This is a genomic window from Dyadobacter sandarakinus (genome assembly GCF_016894445.1).
Taxonomy (GTDB): Bacteria; Bacteroidota; Bacteroidia; order Cytophagales; family Spirosomataceae; genus Dyadobacter; species Dyadobacter sandarakinus.
On sequence record NZ_CP056775.1, the window covers coordinates 325,286 to 342,157 of the forward strand.

A 16,872-nucleotide genomic window follows, 5' to 3' on the forward strand; every position below is an offset into this window, starting at 1 on the left:
ACGCAAACTGACGCGTTGCATTTTCACAGGAAATCAGGGTAGAAATCTTACAATTCCCGCAGGATTTTGCCGGGACCGGAAAGGTCATCATCGTTAAAAGAAGGACTTTTTACAAGTTTCTTCACTGCCTTGCCCGTGCTGATCCTTCTTTTAAGCATATGCGCCACGATCATGTAAACACCAAACATACCGATGTAGATATACAGCGAGGCGGTATTGGTAATGTCCCCGTGAAAAATGAAAAACAACGTAGTATTGACAATCGTGACCATCCACAGCACAAACGACGCCCAGAAATGGTTGAGACCGTTGTCGATGAGAATGTGATGCATATGATTCCGGTCGGCTACGAATGGTGAGCCGCCTTTGAAAATGCGAACAATAAATACGCGCAATGTATCAAAGATGGGTACGATCAGCAGTACCATCACGATGATCGGCGCATTGAAATACGCACTGGTATCATGCAGGTAGCCCACGTTCAGAGACAGGAACTCAACTGAAAAGATGGAAAGCAGGTAACCTACAATGAGCGAACCGGTGTCGCCCATGAAGATTTTGCTGGTTTTTGAAAAGTTGAACCGCAAAAATCCCAGCAGTGACCCTGACATCGCAAAAGAAAGACATCCGAATGAAAAATGGTCATTGAGAATGAACCAGATCCCGAACCCGACACCCGCAATCAGGCTGATCCCGCCTGCAAGCCCGTCAATGCCGTCGATCAGGTTAATGGCATTAATAATGGCAATGAATATAAAAACGGTAAGCGGGATGCTTATAAAATCAGAAACATCGTGAATGCCGAAAATGCCGTAAAAATTGTCCACCTTGAAATTGCCCATAGCCACCAGGATCAGTGAGGCAAAAATCTGGATAATGAGCTTTTTGGTAGGATCCACAGCCAGGATATCATCCTTGATCCCGAGGAAAAACAAGATAATAATACCGGTCATCGACAGGCTGATCAGGTTGGAATCCAGGATGTTTTCAGAATGGGGCCAGAGGAAATAGGCGATCAGGGTGGAGGCAAAAATTGCAATGCCGCCCAGGGTAGGTGTTTCGGTCTCGTGAGAGCTCCGGAAGCCGGGCTTGGCGGTAAGGTGCAACAGGTTGGAAAGATTAATAATAATGGGGATAGAAATGATCGACAGGAAGCAGGCAATCAGGAATGACAGGATACACTGGTAAATGTCATGGTGAATGAAGCTGCCGGCATTTCCGTCGCTCAAAATCTGAAGTGGTAATGTTAAATCCATAGTGTCTGCACGATATTTAGGTCAATAGAACGTGATAGAGGAAATGGGGTTCAAGAGCTTAAATATACTTTAATATTTGAAAACAAAAATTGCGCTTGTAGAAATAGTTATTGACAGGCTACCTGCCTCAAAACCAGGCTAAAAAAACTGGGTAACTTTTCGCAGCGGCTTTAACAGCAAGGTATAAAAACGCGGTTTCAAATCATTGATCAGCCATGCTTTCTGATCATTCCGGTTGGCCGCAATCCGGTTCTTCAGCGTACTGTTGCTTACACCTCCGACCCGCATTTTGACGAGCACTTTGGGCAGGTAAGCTACCGAAATCCCGGCTTTGTGCACCACTCTCAGCATAAATTCATAATCCGCCGCACTGCCCAGGTCCAGCCTGAATGATCCCCATTTTTCATACACTTCCCTTTTTACAAAGAATGCAGGATGAGGAGGCATCCAGCCGTTCAGGAAGGCACCGGGCTTGTATACGCCCGACTTCCAGTTTCTTTTGATTTTATCTTCCTGAAAAAAATCCACGTACTGCAGGTCACCGTAACAACCCTGTACATTCTTTTCCTCCATCAGCCCGGTCACTTCCGAAAGTATTGAGCTCCCTGCGTAAAAGTCATCCGCATTCAGGATCCCTATGATGGTACCCGTTGCTAATTTTATGCCTTTGTTCATCCCGTCGTATATGCCCCGGTCGGGTTCGCTGATAAACCGGGTAATTTTGTCACCGTAAGATACAACAATCTGCTGGGTACCGTCGGTGCTGTTTCCGTCCACGATAATGTACTCCACCTCCGGGTGATCCTGCATCAATACCGAGTCGATGCATTGCCGGATGGTGCTGGCTCCATTGTAGACGACGGTGATAATACTGACTTTCAAGGCTTCAATATTCTTGTTTTGACAATGTTAGCTGGATTTCCCTGGTAAATGCCGTAGGGTTCGAGGTTTTTTGAGGCTACCGATCCCACCGTCAGCACAGCGTGCGTACCCACGGTTACTCCCGGACAAACCGTGGCCCGGGCACCAATCCAGGCTCCTTTGGCAATGGTGATCGGGCGGGTAATGAGGTCGAAAGCAGGTCGGGTGTAGTCATGGTTTCCGGTGAGGAGCATACATCCCTGCGAGAGGCATACATCTGATTCCAATATCACCATAGTGAGGTTGTCGATCCACACCTTTTCACCTATCCAGCAGTCATTCCCGATCCTTAAAAACCAGGGATATTTGATGTTCACAGCGGGCTTGATGACAACCCCTCTGCCAATTTTAGCCCCGAATAACCTCAATATAAAATGCTTGAATGCATTGGGGTAAAGCATGCGGGTATTGATAAATAGTCTGCCGGCAACATACCATGCCAGCAGTTTCAGCTTACTGCCCGGCCGGTACCAGCCATTGTTATAGGCGGACAGACTGGTTTGGGTTTGTGAGGTCTTTTCCATACTCTGTCCTGAAATGTGATATAATATGCTCTTTGTTCCTGCCTGCGCGGCGGTATACCTCGAAGATTTTGGCATCCACCAGAAAGCGGTACCAGAAACCCTGCAGGCAGTGCCAGATCAGCCCGCGGGTACCATCCAGGAAACCGAATTTGAACAGGTAGCGGTACAGGAAATAAATAAACGGACGCGTAAAAAGCGGAAGTGCCGCGTACCTGATTTTCAGATAGCGCGTGCGTTGCTCCTGCGTGCCCCATAAGCCCGGCTCCACGGTTTGCTTGTTGTCAAAGTTGTACCTGATATTCAGAAGATCGATCACTTCCCTGATTGCATAGTTGTTATGCTTTTGCGTCCACCAGGTAAGGTTGTTGAGATTGTGGTCCACAATGTCATGCCGGAGCTGGGCAGTGTTGCCGCTGCTGAGCTTGATATGTTCGTCCATCCACAATTCTTCACAGGTGCCCATACCGCTCCGCCAGATACGTAACAGCCAGATAGGATAGTAGCCTCCGCGCCGGATCCATTTTTCCATGAAAATGACGCGCCTTTTTACATACAGTCCGGATGTACCGGCGTCCACTTTCGGGAGGGTGGCGGTAAGTTCCGCGGCAAGCTCTGGTGTGATGTATTCGTCGGCATCCATGCGCATGACCCAGCCGGTACCGAATGGATTATTCTGGATTCCGAAATTGAACTGGAAAGCGTAGGATACCCAGGGATTCTGTACGACGATCGCCCCCAGGTTGCGGGCCAGTGTTACTGTATTATCCGTAGAAAAGGAGTCGACGATGAAAATTTTGTCTGTTACCTGATGAAGGCTCTGGATACAGCGCTCGATGTGCCTGGATTCGTTGTGTGTTAAAATAATGACGGATAAATCAATCATATCCAGAAAACAGGAATTCAGAAGTATGGGTTAAAGGTAGCGGTTATTTTTTAATTTTCTTGTATTCTTCCAATAACCGGCCGGCTACTACACGGATATCAAAATTTTCCGTGACCATTGAAAAGGCGCGATTTGCGACTTCCGCAGCAAACGCTTTGTCTTGTAATATTTTAAGAATCCCCTCAGCCACACCATCGGGATTTAAGGGTGCCAGAAAGGCTGCATCGTACTGCCGGATATAATCTCCGAAGCCTACCCGGTCGGACACTACGGTAGGTACCCGGGAGGTCATCGCTTCAAGCACGGAGATCGAAAAACCTTCGGAATACGAGGGTTGTACAAACAGGTCGGCGTCGGCCAGGGCCTCTTTCTTGTGTGCGTCCGTGAGCATACCTGCGAGCTGAATGCGGCTCGTAAGCTGGTGTTTATGAATAAATTCTTCCGCTTGTGCCTGGTAACCGTCATCGGGTCCGGCAAGTACCAGGCGTGCGCGGGGTACCTGGCGATGGATTTTCTCAAATGCAGGCAACAGCAGGTCCAGCCCTTTTTTTACATTGAGCCTTGCCATAAAAAGGACCAGCTGCTCATCCTCCGCAATCCCCATTTTACGTCTGAAAATACCCTTGGGAGGAAGATTGGTGAAGTCGGGGACCTTCATGCCATTGGGAATGATCACCATGTTCTTCGGCCGGTAGCCAAGGTACCGGATCACGTCCGCCTCCTCATCCGTATTGTTGATCTGGATCAAGTCCGCTTTGCCGAGCAGCCGCTTCTGATACAAGAAGGTAACCAGATCCTTCTTCCATTTGCTGTGCGCTACGGCCCATTGGTCGAGCAGCCCATGGATGGTAATGACAAGGACGGCTTTATTGGGGATTAAAAAAGGCGCCAGACTCCCGAAGTGCCATATACCATGCATATGTATGACGTCATATTCATGAATGTGCTTCACCAGGTACCGGTACATTTCAATAGAAAATTCGCGGTAAATGTTGCTGATAGGGGTGGTGCGGGCGCAAGGGATCAGGCGGGCTCCCTCGGGTGCGGGGTACATCTTTTCACCCGGTGTCATGGGGCTCAGGATGTCTACCTGGTGACCAAGCCGGAGCACTTCCGTCGTATGGTCGTAAATGATCCTGGCAGGTCCTCCGATCGCCCAGGTGTAAGCACAAATATTTAAAATCCGCATTGATTCCGCTTTAAGGTCCGGCATACTGGTGTACCGGTATTTACAAGGACTGAAAGGCAGCTGCCATTTGCGCAGCTACTTTTGTGGAAGAAAATGGTGCGACCAGCTTTTCCGATTCCCTGCCCATGCTACTGATCCGGTCAGGATGCTGTACAAAGTACAGCATGGCTTTTTCGAGATCCGGCTGCCTGAGCGGGTCAAAGGTAAAACCGTTTTGCCCATTCACCACCAGATCCTGCACACAGCCGCATTTTTCTGACACGATGACCGCCATGCCGCAGGTCATCGCCTCATTGACAACCAGCCCCCAGGGCTCAGACAAGCTGGGAAGTACCAGTACATCCGCCCTGGCAAGCTGTCCGGGCACCTGGTACCAGGGCATGCCGCCTGTAAAGTGGATGTTTGCACTTGCTGCACTTTTATGGGCCAGGTTCTGAAGCATTGCGCTCTCGGAGCCATCGCCTGCCAGCACCAGTTCCCAGGTGTAGGTACCGGTGCGTACGGAGGTAATGTTATCAAATGCCCGGATGAGCATGGATAGGTTCTTTTCAGGGGCAAGCCGGCCTACAAAAATAAACCGCCGCACATTTTCGGGCCGTGGTAGTGCGGCCGCGAGCTGGTACCGGCCGGAAATTACATCCTCGTCGATCACGGCTCCATGTTGTACCAGGATCTGCTGCTTCCGCACACCCAGACTAACCAGGTAGTCGGCCGGACTTTTACCAAAACAGAAAAACCCTTGTGCCTGCCTGAGGATCAACTTCTTAATGCCCTCCTTCCAGAACGAACGCTGCTGGTCCATTACCGAAGACTCGGATGAAATAACCACTTTCACACCCTTCGAACGTGCATAGGCCATCAATGCAACCTGTGCCCAGTCTGCATAGCCTGTGATGTTGAGGATGGTCGGCTTGTAGGCATTGAATGCTTGAAAAAGGGCTTTGGTACGTTCCTTCAGACTCACTTCTTCCAGGCTTTTCTGGAACAGGACACAGTAAGGGTAATCATATACAATGGTATTGTCGGGCTGCATGGCCTTGCGGCTGCGTTCGTACAGGGCGATCTGTATCACCTGCATGTCGCTGCCGGGCGCCTGCTTTTTCAGTGCCTCGTACAGTTTGTTGAAAAGCCTTGATTTATAGTGTGCCCATAGCTGGTTATGTATGATCAGTATGCGCATTATTTGCCGAGTTTTAAATAATCTTTAAACAATGGATACAGGTTGTCTGCCATAAACTGCTGGCCCTGGCTATTGTAGTGAATAACATCCATTTTCCTGTAAAATGAAGGTTTGATCCCCATTTGAAGCTCGTTTATAAGCCGGATGTTATGAGATTGTGCAAATGCAATGATCTCGTCACCCTGATCATTGAAGTGCCCCAGCTCCACCTCTGAAATTTCGGGATGGAGATAAATGAAGAAGGGGATATTGTGCGCCTGCGCCATGCTGTAAAGCTGACCGTAGCCCGGATTGAATCCCACGCCCGGCTTGCGGATACCCGCGGCTTTCAGCTCTTCCCGCCGCAGTGAGTCGGGCTGCGCTCCGCCGGTTTCCTGTACTTCCGGAGCAAAGAAAACGGTGTTCCAGTAGTAAAAGAAAATCCACCGGTACCGGTCCCAAAGTTCATACAATGCAACCTTATATTGCTTGTCAGGCATGCCGGGATTGACCCCCACGGTATTCTGGTGCGACATGATGTCGTGTGCGTCGTGGCTGCTGGTGACGAGGCACATCAGCTTCGCTTTGAAGAGTCCGTATTTTTTCAGAAAAGCAGCCATATTATCCGGTCCCCAGGAACCGGCGCTGATGTTGAGAACCCGTACGCGCTGATTGAAATCACGCAGAAAACGCTTTTCGAGCAGGGTAGTGGCAATGCTGTCCTGATCTGTGAGGCTCCCGCCATTCACGACCGAGTCGCCGATCAGCAGGATCACAAGGCTGTCGGTGGGTAACACTTCCTCGCTACGCATGCTCAGACTGTTAGTGCGCAGCGCGTAGCCAAACCGCGTCACGTCCTGGTTGGGCGCGTAAATGTATTCAAAGTCGGGATCGGAGATGTAGAGGGGGGAGTTGCAGAATCCGTACCTGACCCTCAGCACCACTTCGGCAATACCGGCAAGGACGATGATGAGGATTAAAAATCTGTACAGGTACTTCAACATGGTTCAATGGCAGGGAATGCGCTTGGGCCGTGCAAATTTAGAATTACTTTTTCCAAATACGATTTTATCGGATAAATAGGCATACAAACCCAATCAGAAGCCCCGACTTTCCACATGTTGTTCAGCACCTGACTAGAAAAATGCTCAACCACCAGGCCGGCTCAGGGTACCCCATTTTGGAATGATAATTTCCTGCCTGTACTCTGTAAACAAGAACCCGGATCATGCCGGGCTTAAACCACTACTAAAATTCAGCATTATGAAATTTATCGAATCAAAAGCCGGTCTCGCAGGAGAATCTGTGAAGATACTGGTCCATGAAGTTGGACAAGGCAAACCTGTTGTGTTCATCTCGGGCTGGCCGCTCAGCCACGAAATGTGGGAGTACCAGTTCAATGAGCTGCCAAAGCATGGCATCCGTTGTATCGGCTATGACAGGAGAGGGTTCGGACGCTCGGACAAGCCTTGGGATGGCTATGATTATACCACACTTGCCGGTGACCTGAAAGCAGTAATCGACGAGCTCGACCTGCACGATGTGATTCTGGTAGGATTTTCAATGGGTGGAGGCGAAGTAGTGCGGTACCTCTCTCACTATGGCAGCAGCCGGATCAGTAAAGTAGTCCTGATCAGCACCGTACTCCCTTATATGTTGCAATCGGACAACAATCCGGACGGGGTACCGGGTGACCTTTTTGATGGCTTTGTGGCAGATGTTGAGAAAGACCGGCCTAAATTCCTGTCGGGCTTTGCCAAGGATTTTTATGGAAATACGCTTTTGCACAATGCGGTAAGTGACGAAATTATGCTTTGGCACGCCATGCTTGCTCTGCAGGCTTCCAGCCGTGCTACCAGCCAGTGTATCCGCAGTTTCAGCTCGACCGATTTCCGCGAGGAAGTAACCAGGCTGGATGTTCCGGTGCTGATCATTCACGGAGAAGCTGACAAAACAGTCCCCATTAAAGCCAGCAGCAACCGCACAGCCGAGCTGCTGCCGGGAGCGGAGTACATCGTGTACGAAAGTGCGCCTCACGGTTTGTTCATCACGCACAAGGAGCGCCTGAATGAAAACCTGATCCAGTTTATCAACCAGGAAGTGGTCACCGTGAGCAACCCTTATGCAGATATTACGGACTGATAAAATCCCGGATATTCATTGAAGCGGGCCCGGCTGACGGGCCCGTTTGATTTTTATTTAAACATGCATTTCAATCAGCTCAATCCGGTTGCCGAACGGATCGCGGAAAGAAAACCGGTTCCGGCCCGGGATCGGGCTTTCGTTTTTGATGGGAATATGGTGCTGCTCCATCAGCTCCCGCGCGGCCTGTAGATTATGGACCTCAAACGCGGGATGTCTTTGCGACAGATCCTGCGTTTTTTCTGCGCGGAGGTGAAGTTGTATATCTCCCATCTGAAACCATATCGCTCCGTTGGGGAGCGGATAGCCCAGATTAGTCAGTTCTTCTAAGCCTAATATTCCACTATAAAAATCACGTGCATCCTGCTCTTTCCCTTCCGGAATGCAGAGCATGATGTGGTCAAGTCTTTTGAAATCAATTCCCATGCGTACTTTTCTGTTTAAGGTCAAAAATAGCCGCTGATCTGAATAAAACCAGGATTTTGCGATCTATGCTTTCATAACCTGCGGGCAATGCGCCTATCTGCTCAGCGGACCCCGGCTCACTTCATTTCCGTCTTTCCATATTGCGCCGATATTTCTCGTGTTTGTAATATTTTCAGCCGGATTCGCATTCAGCACGATAAAGTCAGCCTTTTTACCTTTTTCCAACGTACCATAATCCTGCCCGATATGCAATGCACCTGCTGCATTGCGGGTACTTACCGTAAGAGCCTGCAATGGAGAGAGACCCGCTTTCACCATCAGTTCCATTTCCAGGTGCTCCGTAAATCCCTGCGTACGGATCGGAAATGCTCCCGAGTCGGTTCCCAGCGCGACGATAATGCCGGTATCGTAGACCTTCTTGAGATTTATAAGTGCAATGCGAGCTGCTTCCACATTTCTGGGATACTCGGGCGAGTTGCGCACTTTTTCCTGGTAACCTTTATCGGTCACCATTTCCAGCACGCCGGGTTCAAGCGACGAGGTGAAAAACGGATCGCTGATCCAGGCGGGAGTACCGGCATAGGCGATCTGGTATTGATCCAGGGAAAGCGTTGGGATATAGACTACCTTTTTTTGTTTCATTTTGGTCAGCAGGTCCGTATCAACCTCCTTGTCCCGGATGCTGTGGGCAATGATATCGACGCCTGCATCCACCAGCGCACGCGCATCCTCAGCGTAAAAAAGGTGCGCTGCAACGCGGATATTACGACGGTGTGCTTCTGCGATAATGGCTTTGTAAATTTCGGGTTTCATCTTCTGCCCCCCGCCGTGGTCGTCCACCCAGACCTTGATCACCGTGGGCTTCACGGCGGCTACCTTCTCCATCATGGCTGGCACATCCTCCGGCTTTTCGGGCCTTTGCAGCAGGTTCATCCATGATGCCGGCTGCGGATCGGGTGTGTTGAAGCCGTATCCCGCAGAAAACAGCCGGGCACCCGGCAGCAAGCCGGCCTCGGTAGAGTCGCGGAGGCCTTCAAAGATCAGCGGACGGTCTGTACCCATAACCAGGATGGCACCCACGCCATAGTCGCTGTATTTTTTCAGATGGCGCAGTACATTTTCCCGCGTATAGTTCTCTGCCGTTGACGTGGTGCCTTTCAGCGTGCCGATATGCGCATGGGCACAAATGAGGGACGGGATCAGGGTTTTGCCACGAAGGTCTACTTCCCGTGCACCCGTTGCTTTGAGGTTTTTGCCGACGGCAGTGATGCGCTGGCCGGTGATGAGCAGATCTGCCTGCCTGGGAGCTGAGCCGGTACCATCAATGATGGTGGCATTTTTAAACAATGTAGTAGTATTCTGCCCAAAGGCAGCTGTGCACAATGCAAGCAACAAAACGGAAAGTTGTTTTTTCATGATCTGAATGGGTTTAATACCTGCTTCAACACAATTATACCAAAGCCTTGGGGCCTGAGCCTCAGTGCTGGAACGGGATTTGTTGAGTCATTGAAAATCCTAAAATATTACCATACAACTAAGAAATACAAGGATATAACTGAATAGAAAAATCATGGCAAAATATTCCCAGGCAGCAAGCAATAAAGTAGGTGAAGTTCTACATGAGCAGAAAGAAGGCAAGTTGAAGTCTGGCACCGGCCGCAAGGTTACTTCGCGCAAACAGGCCATTGCCATAGGATTGTCCGAAGCCCGCAAGGAAGGAGCAAAAGTGCCCGAAAAGCAGGATTAAGCCACATACCATTTGTCAGTTTATTTTCAGAACAGGAAAATGTGCAAATGACAGGGTTTTTTGCATTTAAAAATAAAAGTAGCTGAAATGGCGTTTAGGGGTACATAAAATCCCCGCCCTGCACGATGGTACCGGATTGAATGTTATTTAAGGGCAGAAATGCTTACAATTGAGCGATCTTTTTACAAAAACGTAAAGTATTGTAGTATTTGTTTTATCCAAAAACTAAAAAGTATTACAAACTTTATGATGGTTGGTCGTTTGATATTCAAATAAAGACTATCTTGTAGGGCCAATTGGAAGGTAGACTGACCTCACGTCCGGATGGGCATTTAGCTAATGAATAAAACTAGGAGAGTACTTTACCATATCCTGCGTGCAGACGAATCCGTTTACGAGTTCATTCAGGATTCGGGTACGGAGGGAGTATTGATATGGAAGTATCAGGATGCCGCAGAGCACTGGGCGGATGCAAGGCTTGCTGCGATATTGGGCGTGGAAGACGGGCAGGTCGCGGGCATACTGAAAGGTCCGGAAAATGCGATTAATGTCTACGTACAATCCGTCAAAGAACACTTTTCCCGGTCGGACAAGCCCTATGCAGAACGGATCAGCTGGGGCGGTCAGTTCCTGGTGCTGCGCTCTGTATTCCGGAAAGATGAGGTTTCAGATTCCAAATATATCATTACAGGCTTTCAGGCCGCCAATACCTTCAGTACCGCACAAACCGATAGCCTGCCCGATGATACCCAGCTTTATGGCACGTTCATGGACAGCCAGTCAATGTATGTCATCGGGGTGGATGTGGAAGGTAATTATGTGTATGCAAACGATTATTTCTGCGAATTTTATAATGTTACCAAAGAGGAGCTGCTGGGGAAGTCTTCCATGCTCGGCATTGTTCCGGAAGACATAGAGAAATGTCTGGCGACCGGTGAGAAGTGCAAGACAGAGCCAAACAAGCCGCATACGGTCGTTTTGAGGAAAGAAATGCATACCGGTGAGATCAAGACCACCCACTGGGAGTTTACCGGGCTTACTGATCATCTCGGACAGATCAAGGTGATTTTCTGTATCGGGTATGATATCCTGGACAGGACTGGCGCGGAGGAAGATCTGACAAAGCTGATCACCAACATGCAGGATGTATTGTTCACCCTGGCGGATGATGGCTGTATTTCTTTCGTTTCACCCAGCTGGACAACCGCTTTCGGGTATACACTCTCGGAGTCCCTCGGTAGACGCATTTCTGACTTTATTCATCCCGACGACCTGAAAGCTTTCGCCGATGCGCTGATCAGGATTGAAGCCACAGGTGAGCCTATGACGCTCGGCCTGGAACACCGTATTCTTTGCAAGGACGGGCAATGGTCGTGGCGGAGTACTACCGCCAAGCGCGACAAACTGAAGAATGAGATTGTACTGACAAGCCAGGATATTACCGAGCTGCGAAACTCCCGGGAAAGGCTGCGGGAGCTGTCGGTGGTGGCCTCCAATACGACGGATTACATCGTGATCACGGACAGCCGTGGCTTTATCACCTGGGTGAACCGTGCATTTGAGGAGAAAAACGGGTACTACTGGAAAAATGTAAAAGGCATCCGGCCGCCCGATCTCATTTACGGGCCGGAAACCGACTTTGCCACCGCAGAACGCATTTATGCCGACTGCCAGGAGCACAAGGTGACCCAGAAAGAGATACTTTGCTACACAAGCTACGGGGCCAAATACTGGGTGGATGTAAAGGTTACCCCTGTATTTGATAACCAGCATAACTGCACCAACTTCATTGCACTGGCGCGGGATATCACGCTGCGAAAAAAGTCGGAGGACGAGATGCGCCGGATCACGGACATGCTCGAACAAACCAATAAGGTAGCGCGCGTGGGAGGCTGGGAGCTCTATCCCAAAGAAAATGACCTCTTCTGGTCGTCCATTACAAGGGATATTCATGAGGTTAGTGAAGACTTTATCCCTAAAAGAAATTCGGCCGTCAGCTTTTACAAGCAGGGAGAGAGCCGTGATACCATAACCCGGGCCCTGGACGAATGTATCAACTTCGGTACACCCTGGGACCAGGAACTTCAGCTGATCACGGCGAGGGGAAATGAGGTTTGGGTGCGTACCATCGGAAAGGCGGAGATGCGTGACGGACATTGCGTCCGCGTTTTCGGGGCGATTCAGGATATTACCAAAGGCAAGCGCTCTGAAATGGATATCCTGAACTCGGAAGCCAAGTTCCGGAGGCTGTATGATGCAACGAGCGACGCGGTGGTACTGCTGAACAGAAAGGGTTATCTGGATTGTAATGAGGCCGCATTGAAAATGTTCAGGCTGTCGTCGGTGGAGCAGCTGGTGGATATGCCCCTGGGCTATTTGTCGCCCGAAACCGACGGGCAGGAGGAAGTAGCCGAGTTGCAGCAGCAGCATATTGATGCGGTTTTTGAAAAAGGCAGTTTCAGCTTTGAATGGGTTTACCGCCGCATCGGCACGGACGAGACTTTCATTGCAGAGGTTTTGTTTAACCTCATTGAAATCAACGATGAGCAGATCATACAGGCCGTTATCCGGGATATTACCTTGCGTAAGCAGGCCGAAATGGAGCTATTGGAAGCGCGGGAACACGCCGAAGCTGCCAGTAAGCTGAAATCTGAGTTCCTGGCTAATATGAGCCACGAAATCCGCACCCCTCTCAATGGCGTGGTCGGGTTTACGGACCTGCTGATGAAAACCAATCTGGACGAAACCCAGCAGCAATATATGTCCATGGTGTTTCAGTCGGCCAACTCGCTGCTGGACATTATCAATGATATTCTTGACTTTTCAAAAATAGAGGCCGGCAAGCTCGAACTGGTACCTGAAAAAACCGACCTGCTTGAAATATGCGGGCAGGTTGCGGATATGGTCACGTACCAGGCACAGCAGAAGCATTTGGAAATGCTGCTGAACATTCCGCCGGCTGTGCCTCATTTTGTGTTTACCGACTCCATCAGGCTCCGGCAGATCCTGGTGAACCTGCTGAGCAATGCAGTGAAGTTTACCCAGGTAGGTGAAATTGAACTGAAAATCGAGGTGCTCAACGAAGTAAGCGACGAGGAGCTGAACCTGCGTTTTTCGGTACGTGATACGGGTATTGGGATTGAACCGCAAAACCAGCGCAAGATCTTTGAGGCATTTTCTCAGGAGGACTCGTCCACTACCAAGCGTTTTGGAGGTACCGGGCTGGGACTTACCATATCTAACAGCCTGCTCGGCTTGATGCACAGCAAGTTACAGCTTGTAAGTACAGTGGATATCGGCAGTGTGTTCTTCTTCGATGTCGTCATCAAAAAGGTAGTAGGAGAGGAGGCATTTGAATGGGAGAATCCTGATAATGTCCGCCGGATCCTTGTGGTGGACGATAATGGCAAGAGCGGGCATATACTGGCAGAAATGCTGGAAAACAAACACATCCGCGCGGATGTGGTCCGCAGCGGCCAGGAGGCGCTCGAAAAGCTGGCCAGCAGTGCAAAGTACGACGTGTTCCTGGTCGATGGAGTGATGGCGGGTATGGACGGGTTTGAGACGATCCGGAAAATGCGCGCGATTGACGGACTTGAAAGGCAGCCGATTATTTTATTGAATGATACTTTTGAAGATGAAGCCTTCTCAACTTTGCGGGAGGATCTTAATATCCAGCATTTCCTGGTAAAGCCTGTCAAAATTCAGCAGCTTTTCCATACCCTGTCGCATATCGGTCTGAGGAGTCCGCAGGCTTTGCAGCAGCTTTACGATCAGCACGGCAGCCAAGCAGACAATTCACTTTCCGAGCCTATTACAATCCTGATCGCCGAAGATCACAAGATTAACATGCTGCTGCTCAGGACAATGCTGCTCAAAATTATGCCCAATGCAGACATTCGAGAGGCAGTGAACGGGGCTGAGGCTGTGGTCATGTTTGACGAAATACAGCCTGACCTGGTCTTTATGGATATCCAGATGCCGCAGCTGAACGGGTACGAAGCTACCCGGCAGATCAGGAACATTGAAAGGGGCGACCGTATACCCATACTCGCACTCACCGCAGGCACCGTAGTCGGCGAGCGTGAAAAATGCATTGCCGCAGGAATGGACGACTATCTCACCAAACCTGTCCTGAAAGACACGCTGGAACATGCTTTGAACCGGTGGATTGTTAGGGAGAAGGGGTAGGAAGGAGGAAGGAAGGGACTATGGAGGAAGGGATGAGGGAGGATGTTATATAAAGCGAAAGGAGATGTGAGAGCATCTCCTTTCGCTTTTTTAATTGGTATTAACCGTTTACTACTTGCCCGCCATTGGGGTGGAGGACTTGTCCGCTCATATAGGATGCGTCGTCGGATGCCAGGAATACGTAGCAGGTTGCTACTTCGGCGGGTTGGCCGGGACGTTTGAATGGGGTGTCTTTTCCAAATTTTTCCACCTTCTCGGCATCGAAAGTAGCCGGAATCAGCGGGGTCCAGATGGGACCGGGCGCAACTGCGTTCACACGGATGCCTTTCTCTGCAAGACTGTTGGCCAGGGAGCGCGTAAATGCAACAATAGCTCCTTTGGTGGACGAATAGTCGAGCAGCTGCGGACTGCCGTGGTATGCCGTAACCGATGTGGTATTGACGATTGCATCACCTTCCTGCAGGTGCTGAAGTGCAGCCTGGGTAAAATGGAAGAATGAGAAAATATTGGTAGCAAATGTATCTGTCAGCTGCTCACGGGTAATTTCCTCAATAGAAGGTTTCGGATGCTGCTCAGCTGCGTTGTTTACCAGGATATTGAGCTTCCCTAATTCGCTCACCGTCTGCTCAACCGCCTGCTTGCAGAAACTTTCCTCCCGGATATCGCCCGAGATCAGCAGGCACTTGCGTCCTTCTGCCTCTACCAGCTCCTTAGTTTTTTGGGCGTCATTGTTTTCGTCCAGGTAAACGATGGCCACGTCGGCACCTTCCCGCGCAAAATGTACTGCCACGGCCCGGCCGATGCCGCTGTCGCCGCCTGTAATGAGTGCCACTTTGCCTTCCAGCTTGCTGCTTCCACGGTAATTTTCACGGATAATCACCGGTGCCGGATCCATTTCGTGCTCTATGCCGGGCTGCTTGTCCTGCGTCTGCCCTTTGGTATCAATGTCGTAGCTCATGATATTGGTTTTTGTATTTGATGAATGCCCCCACTTTCTAAAACAGCATGCCAGGTACGTCAGCCACTGCATATCAGCGGTAAAAAGGCTGGCTGCGGTCATTTTAATGCAGAAACATGGGTAGGGGATGCACCAGCCCGCAAAAGCAGGAGACAGGCACAATTATGTTATCAACTTCGTCTTGGAAATCTAAATGGAACACGATCTATGGACCGTAAGAAAGTTGTTATTGTAGGCGGGGGCTTTGCAGGGATTAACCTGGCACAAAAGTTGTCCCATGACCGTTCATTTGAAATTACGCTTGTTGATAAAAATAACTACAACTTCTTCCCTCCGCTGCTGTACCAGGTAGCAACGGGCTTTCTTGAGGCATCCAACATCAGCTATCCCTACCGCAAGTTTTTCCAGAATGATGATAATATGAGGTTTAGTCTGGGCGAGTTTCAGGAGGTTTTTCCTGCCGAAAACAGGATCAGGACCGACACGGGCGACCTGCACTACGATTATCTGGTGTTCGCCACCGGTACCGAGTCCAACTTTTTCGGAATGGAAAATGTGCAGAAAAATTCGGTGCCCATGAAAACGGTTAAAGATGCACTTGCCCTGCGGAACCACATTCTGCTTAAAAAAGAGCAGGCCACCAAAATCACTGATCCGATAGAGCGGCGCAAGATTCTGTCCATTGTAGTGGCCGGGGCCGGTCCTACGGGCGTGGAGGTGTCGGGTATGCTCGCCGAAATGCACCGGAATATTTTCAAGAAGGATTACCCCGAGCTGAACCGGGAGGAAATCAGGATCTACCTCGTGGATGCCCTGCCGGTTGTGTTAAACCCAATGAGTAAAAAATCACAGGAAGAAACGCTGGAAGAGCTGCGCGGACTGGGCATAGAAGTCCTGCTTGACCACGCAGTGAAAGATTACCAGGACGGCGTGGTGACGTTTGCCAATGGAAAAACAATAGCGACCGAAACCCTGATCTGGACTTCCGGCGTGACGGCTGTGAACCTGCCCGGACTGCCGAAGGAAATTCTCGGCCGGGGCAAACGGGTGATGGTAGACGGGCACAACCGGGTGAAAGGCACTGCAAACATCTACGCCATAGGCGATATCTGCCTGATGAACACGGATGAGAAGTTTCCCGACGGCCATCCGCAGCTTGCCCAGGTAGCCATACAGCAAGGCAGGAACCTGGCCAGAAACCTGCGTAACCTGGTTCGGAGCGAACCTTTGTCCGACTTTCACTACAAGGATAAAGGTACTATGGCGATCATCGGGTTCAACAAGGCTGTGGCCGACCTGCCCGGCTTGCATTTCAAGGGTTTTATCGCTTACTTTCTATGGCTGGTCATTCACTTGTTTTCACTGATCAGGTACCGCAACCGGGTCAAAACATTTTCCAACTGGATGGTGGCGTTTTTCACCCGTGACCAGTCACTCCGCTTCATCATGGACGCCAAGCCCGACAAATAGCCCGCA

14 protein-coding genes are annotated in these 16,872 nt (G+C 50.1%); 4 read left to right on the forward strand and 10 right to left on the reverse strand.

Going from position 1 to position 16,872, the window contains the following annotated elements; translation table 11 throughout:
• Positions 1 to 47: 47 nt before the first annotated feature.
• The 7 genes from HWI92_RS01240 to HWI92_RS01270 all read right to left on the reverse strand — a co-directional run bounded on the left by HWI92_RS01240 (position 48) and on the right by HWI92_RS01270 (position 6,936).
• Positions 48 to 1,256 (reverse strand): MraY family glycosyltransferase, encoded by a 1,209-nt coding sequence (locus HWI92_RS01240; RefSeq protein WP_204660396.1) that lies wholly within the window; start codon positions 1,254 to 1,256, stop codon positions 48 to 50.
• A gap of 138 nt (positions 1,257 to 1,394) precedes the next feature.
• Entirely contained in the window at positions 1,395 to 2,138 is a 744-nt protein-coding gene (locus HWI92_RS01245; RefSeq protein WP_204660397.1) for a glycosyltransferase family 2 protein, read from the reverse strand.
• Positions 2,135 to 2,701 carry a WcaF family extracellular polysaccharide biosynthesis acetyltransferase gene (locus HWI92_RS01250; RefSeq protein ID WP_204660398.1) on the reverse strand — a complete coding sequence of 189 codons (567 nt, stop codon included), beginning with the start codon at positions 2,699 to 2,701 and terminating at the stop codon, positions 2,135 to 2,137. The genes HWI92_RS01245 and HWI92_RS01250 overlap by 4 nt, the downstream gene beginning before the upstream one ends.
• Complete coding sequence (locus HWI92_RS01255; RefSeq protein WP_204660399.1) at positions 2,658 to 3,584, reverse strand: glycosyltransferase family 2 protein; 927 nt, start codon at positions 3,582 to 3,584, stop codon at positions 2,658 to 2,660. The genes HWI92_RS01250 and HWI92_RS01255 overlap by 44 nt, the downstream gene beginning before the upstream one ends.
• Before the next feature lie 43 nt (positions 3,585 to 3,627).
• Positions 3,628 to 4,773 carry a glycosyltransferase gene (locus tag HWI92_RS01260; RefSeq protein ID WP_204660400.1) on the reverse strand — a complete coding sequence of 382 codons (1,146 nt, stop codon included), beginning with the start codon at positions 4,771 to 4,773 and terminating at the stop codon, positions 3,628 to 3,630.
• Between the two features lie 40 nt (positions 4,774 to 4,813).
• The gene (locus HWI92_RS01265) at positions 4,814 to 5,953 is read right to left on the reverse strand and encodes a glycosyltransferase family 4 protein (protein WP_204660401.1); all 1,140 of its coding nucleotides are present in this window, start codon (positions 5,951 to 5,953) and stop codon (positions 4,814 to 4,816) included.
• A complete protein-coding gene (locus tag HWI92_RS01270) occupies positions 5,953 to 6,936 on the reverse strand; it encodes a hypothetical protein (RefSeq protein WP_204660402.1) in 984 nt (327 codons plus the stop codon). Before HWI92_RS01270 ends, HWI92_RS01265 begins: the two co-directional genes overlap by 1 nt.
• Positions 6,937 to 7,195: 259 nt before the next feature.
• On the opposite strand from HWI92_RS01270, the gene HWI92_RS01275 reads away from it, so the two are divergent.
• Positions 7,196 to 8,074 carry an alpha/beta fold hydrolase gene (locus HWI92_RS01275; RefSeq protein WP_204660403.1) on the forward strand — a complete coding sequence of 293 codons (879 nt, stop codon included), beginning with the start codon at positions 7,196 to 7,198 and terminating at the stop codon, positions 8,072 to 8,074.
• Positions 8,075 to 8,131: 57 nt separating this feature from the next.
• Here HWI92_RS01275 and HWI92_RS01280 read toward each other — a convergent pair whose 3' ends face one another.
• Both HWI92_RS01280 and HWI92_RS01285 read right to left on the reverse strand, forming a co-directional pair.
• Positions 8,132 to 8,500 carry a VOC family protein gene (locus HWI92_RS01280; protein WP_204660404.1) on the reverse strand — a complete coding sequence of 123 codons (369 nt, stop codon included), beginning with the start codon at positions 8,498 to 8,500 and terminating at the stop codon, positions 8,132 to 8,134.
• Positions 8,501 to 8,593: 93 nt separating this feature from the next.
• Positions 8,594 to 9,916 carry an amidohydrolase family protein gene (locus tag HWI92_RS01285; RefSeq protein WP_204660405.1) on the reverse strand — a complete coding sequence of 441 codons (1,323 nt, stop codon included), beginning with the start codon at positions 9,914 to 9,916 and terminating at the stop codon, positions 8,594 to 8,596.
• Between the two features lie 154 nt (positions 9,917 to 10,070).
• Between HWI92_RS01285 and HWI92_RS01290 the strand changes: the two genes are divergently transcribed.
• Together HWI92_RS01290 and HWI92_RS01295 are read left to right on the forward strand one after the other, a co-directional pair.
• The gene (locus tag HWI92_RS01290) at positions 10,071 to 10,247 is read left to right on the forward strand and encodes a DUF6496 domain-containing protein (RefSeq protein ID WP_204660406.1); all 177 of its coding nucleotides are present in this window, start codon (positions 10,071 to 10,073) and stop codon (positions 10,245 to 10,247) included.
• 339 nt (positions 10,248 to 10,586) lie between these two features.
• Entirely contained in the window at positions 10,587 to 14,438 is a 3,852-nt protein-coding gene (locus HWI92_RS01295; protein WP_204660407.1) for a PAS domain S-box protein, read from the forward strand.
• A 100-nt stretch (positions 14,439 to 14,538) separates the two neighbouring features.
• Here the strand turns inward: HWI92_RS01295 and HWI92_RS01300 are convergent, their stop codons facing one another.
• Entirely contained in the window at positions 14,539 to 15,396 is an 858-nt protein-coding gene (locus tag HWI92_RS01300) for an SDR family oxidoreductase (protein ID WP_204660408.1), read from the reverse strand.
• Positions 15,397 to 15,603: 207 nt separating this feature from the next.
• Between HWI92_RS01300 and HWI92_RS01305 the strand changes: the two genes are divergently transcribed.
• Positions 15,604 to 16,866 carry an NAD(P)/FAD-dependent oxidoreductase gene (locus tag HWI92_RS01305; RefSeq protein ID WP_204660409.1) on the forward strand — a complete coding sequence of 421 codons (1,263 nt, stop codon included), beginning with the start codon at positions 15,604 to 15,606 and terminating at the stop codon, positions 16,864 to 16,866.
• Positions 16,867 to 16,872 lie beyond the last annotated feature (6 nt).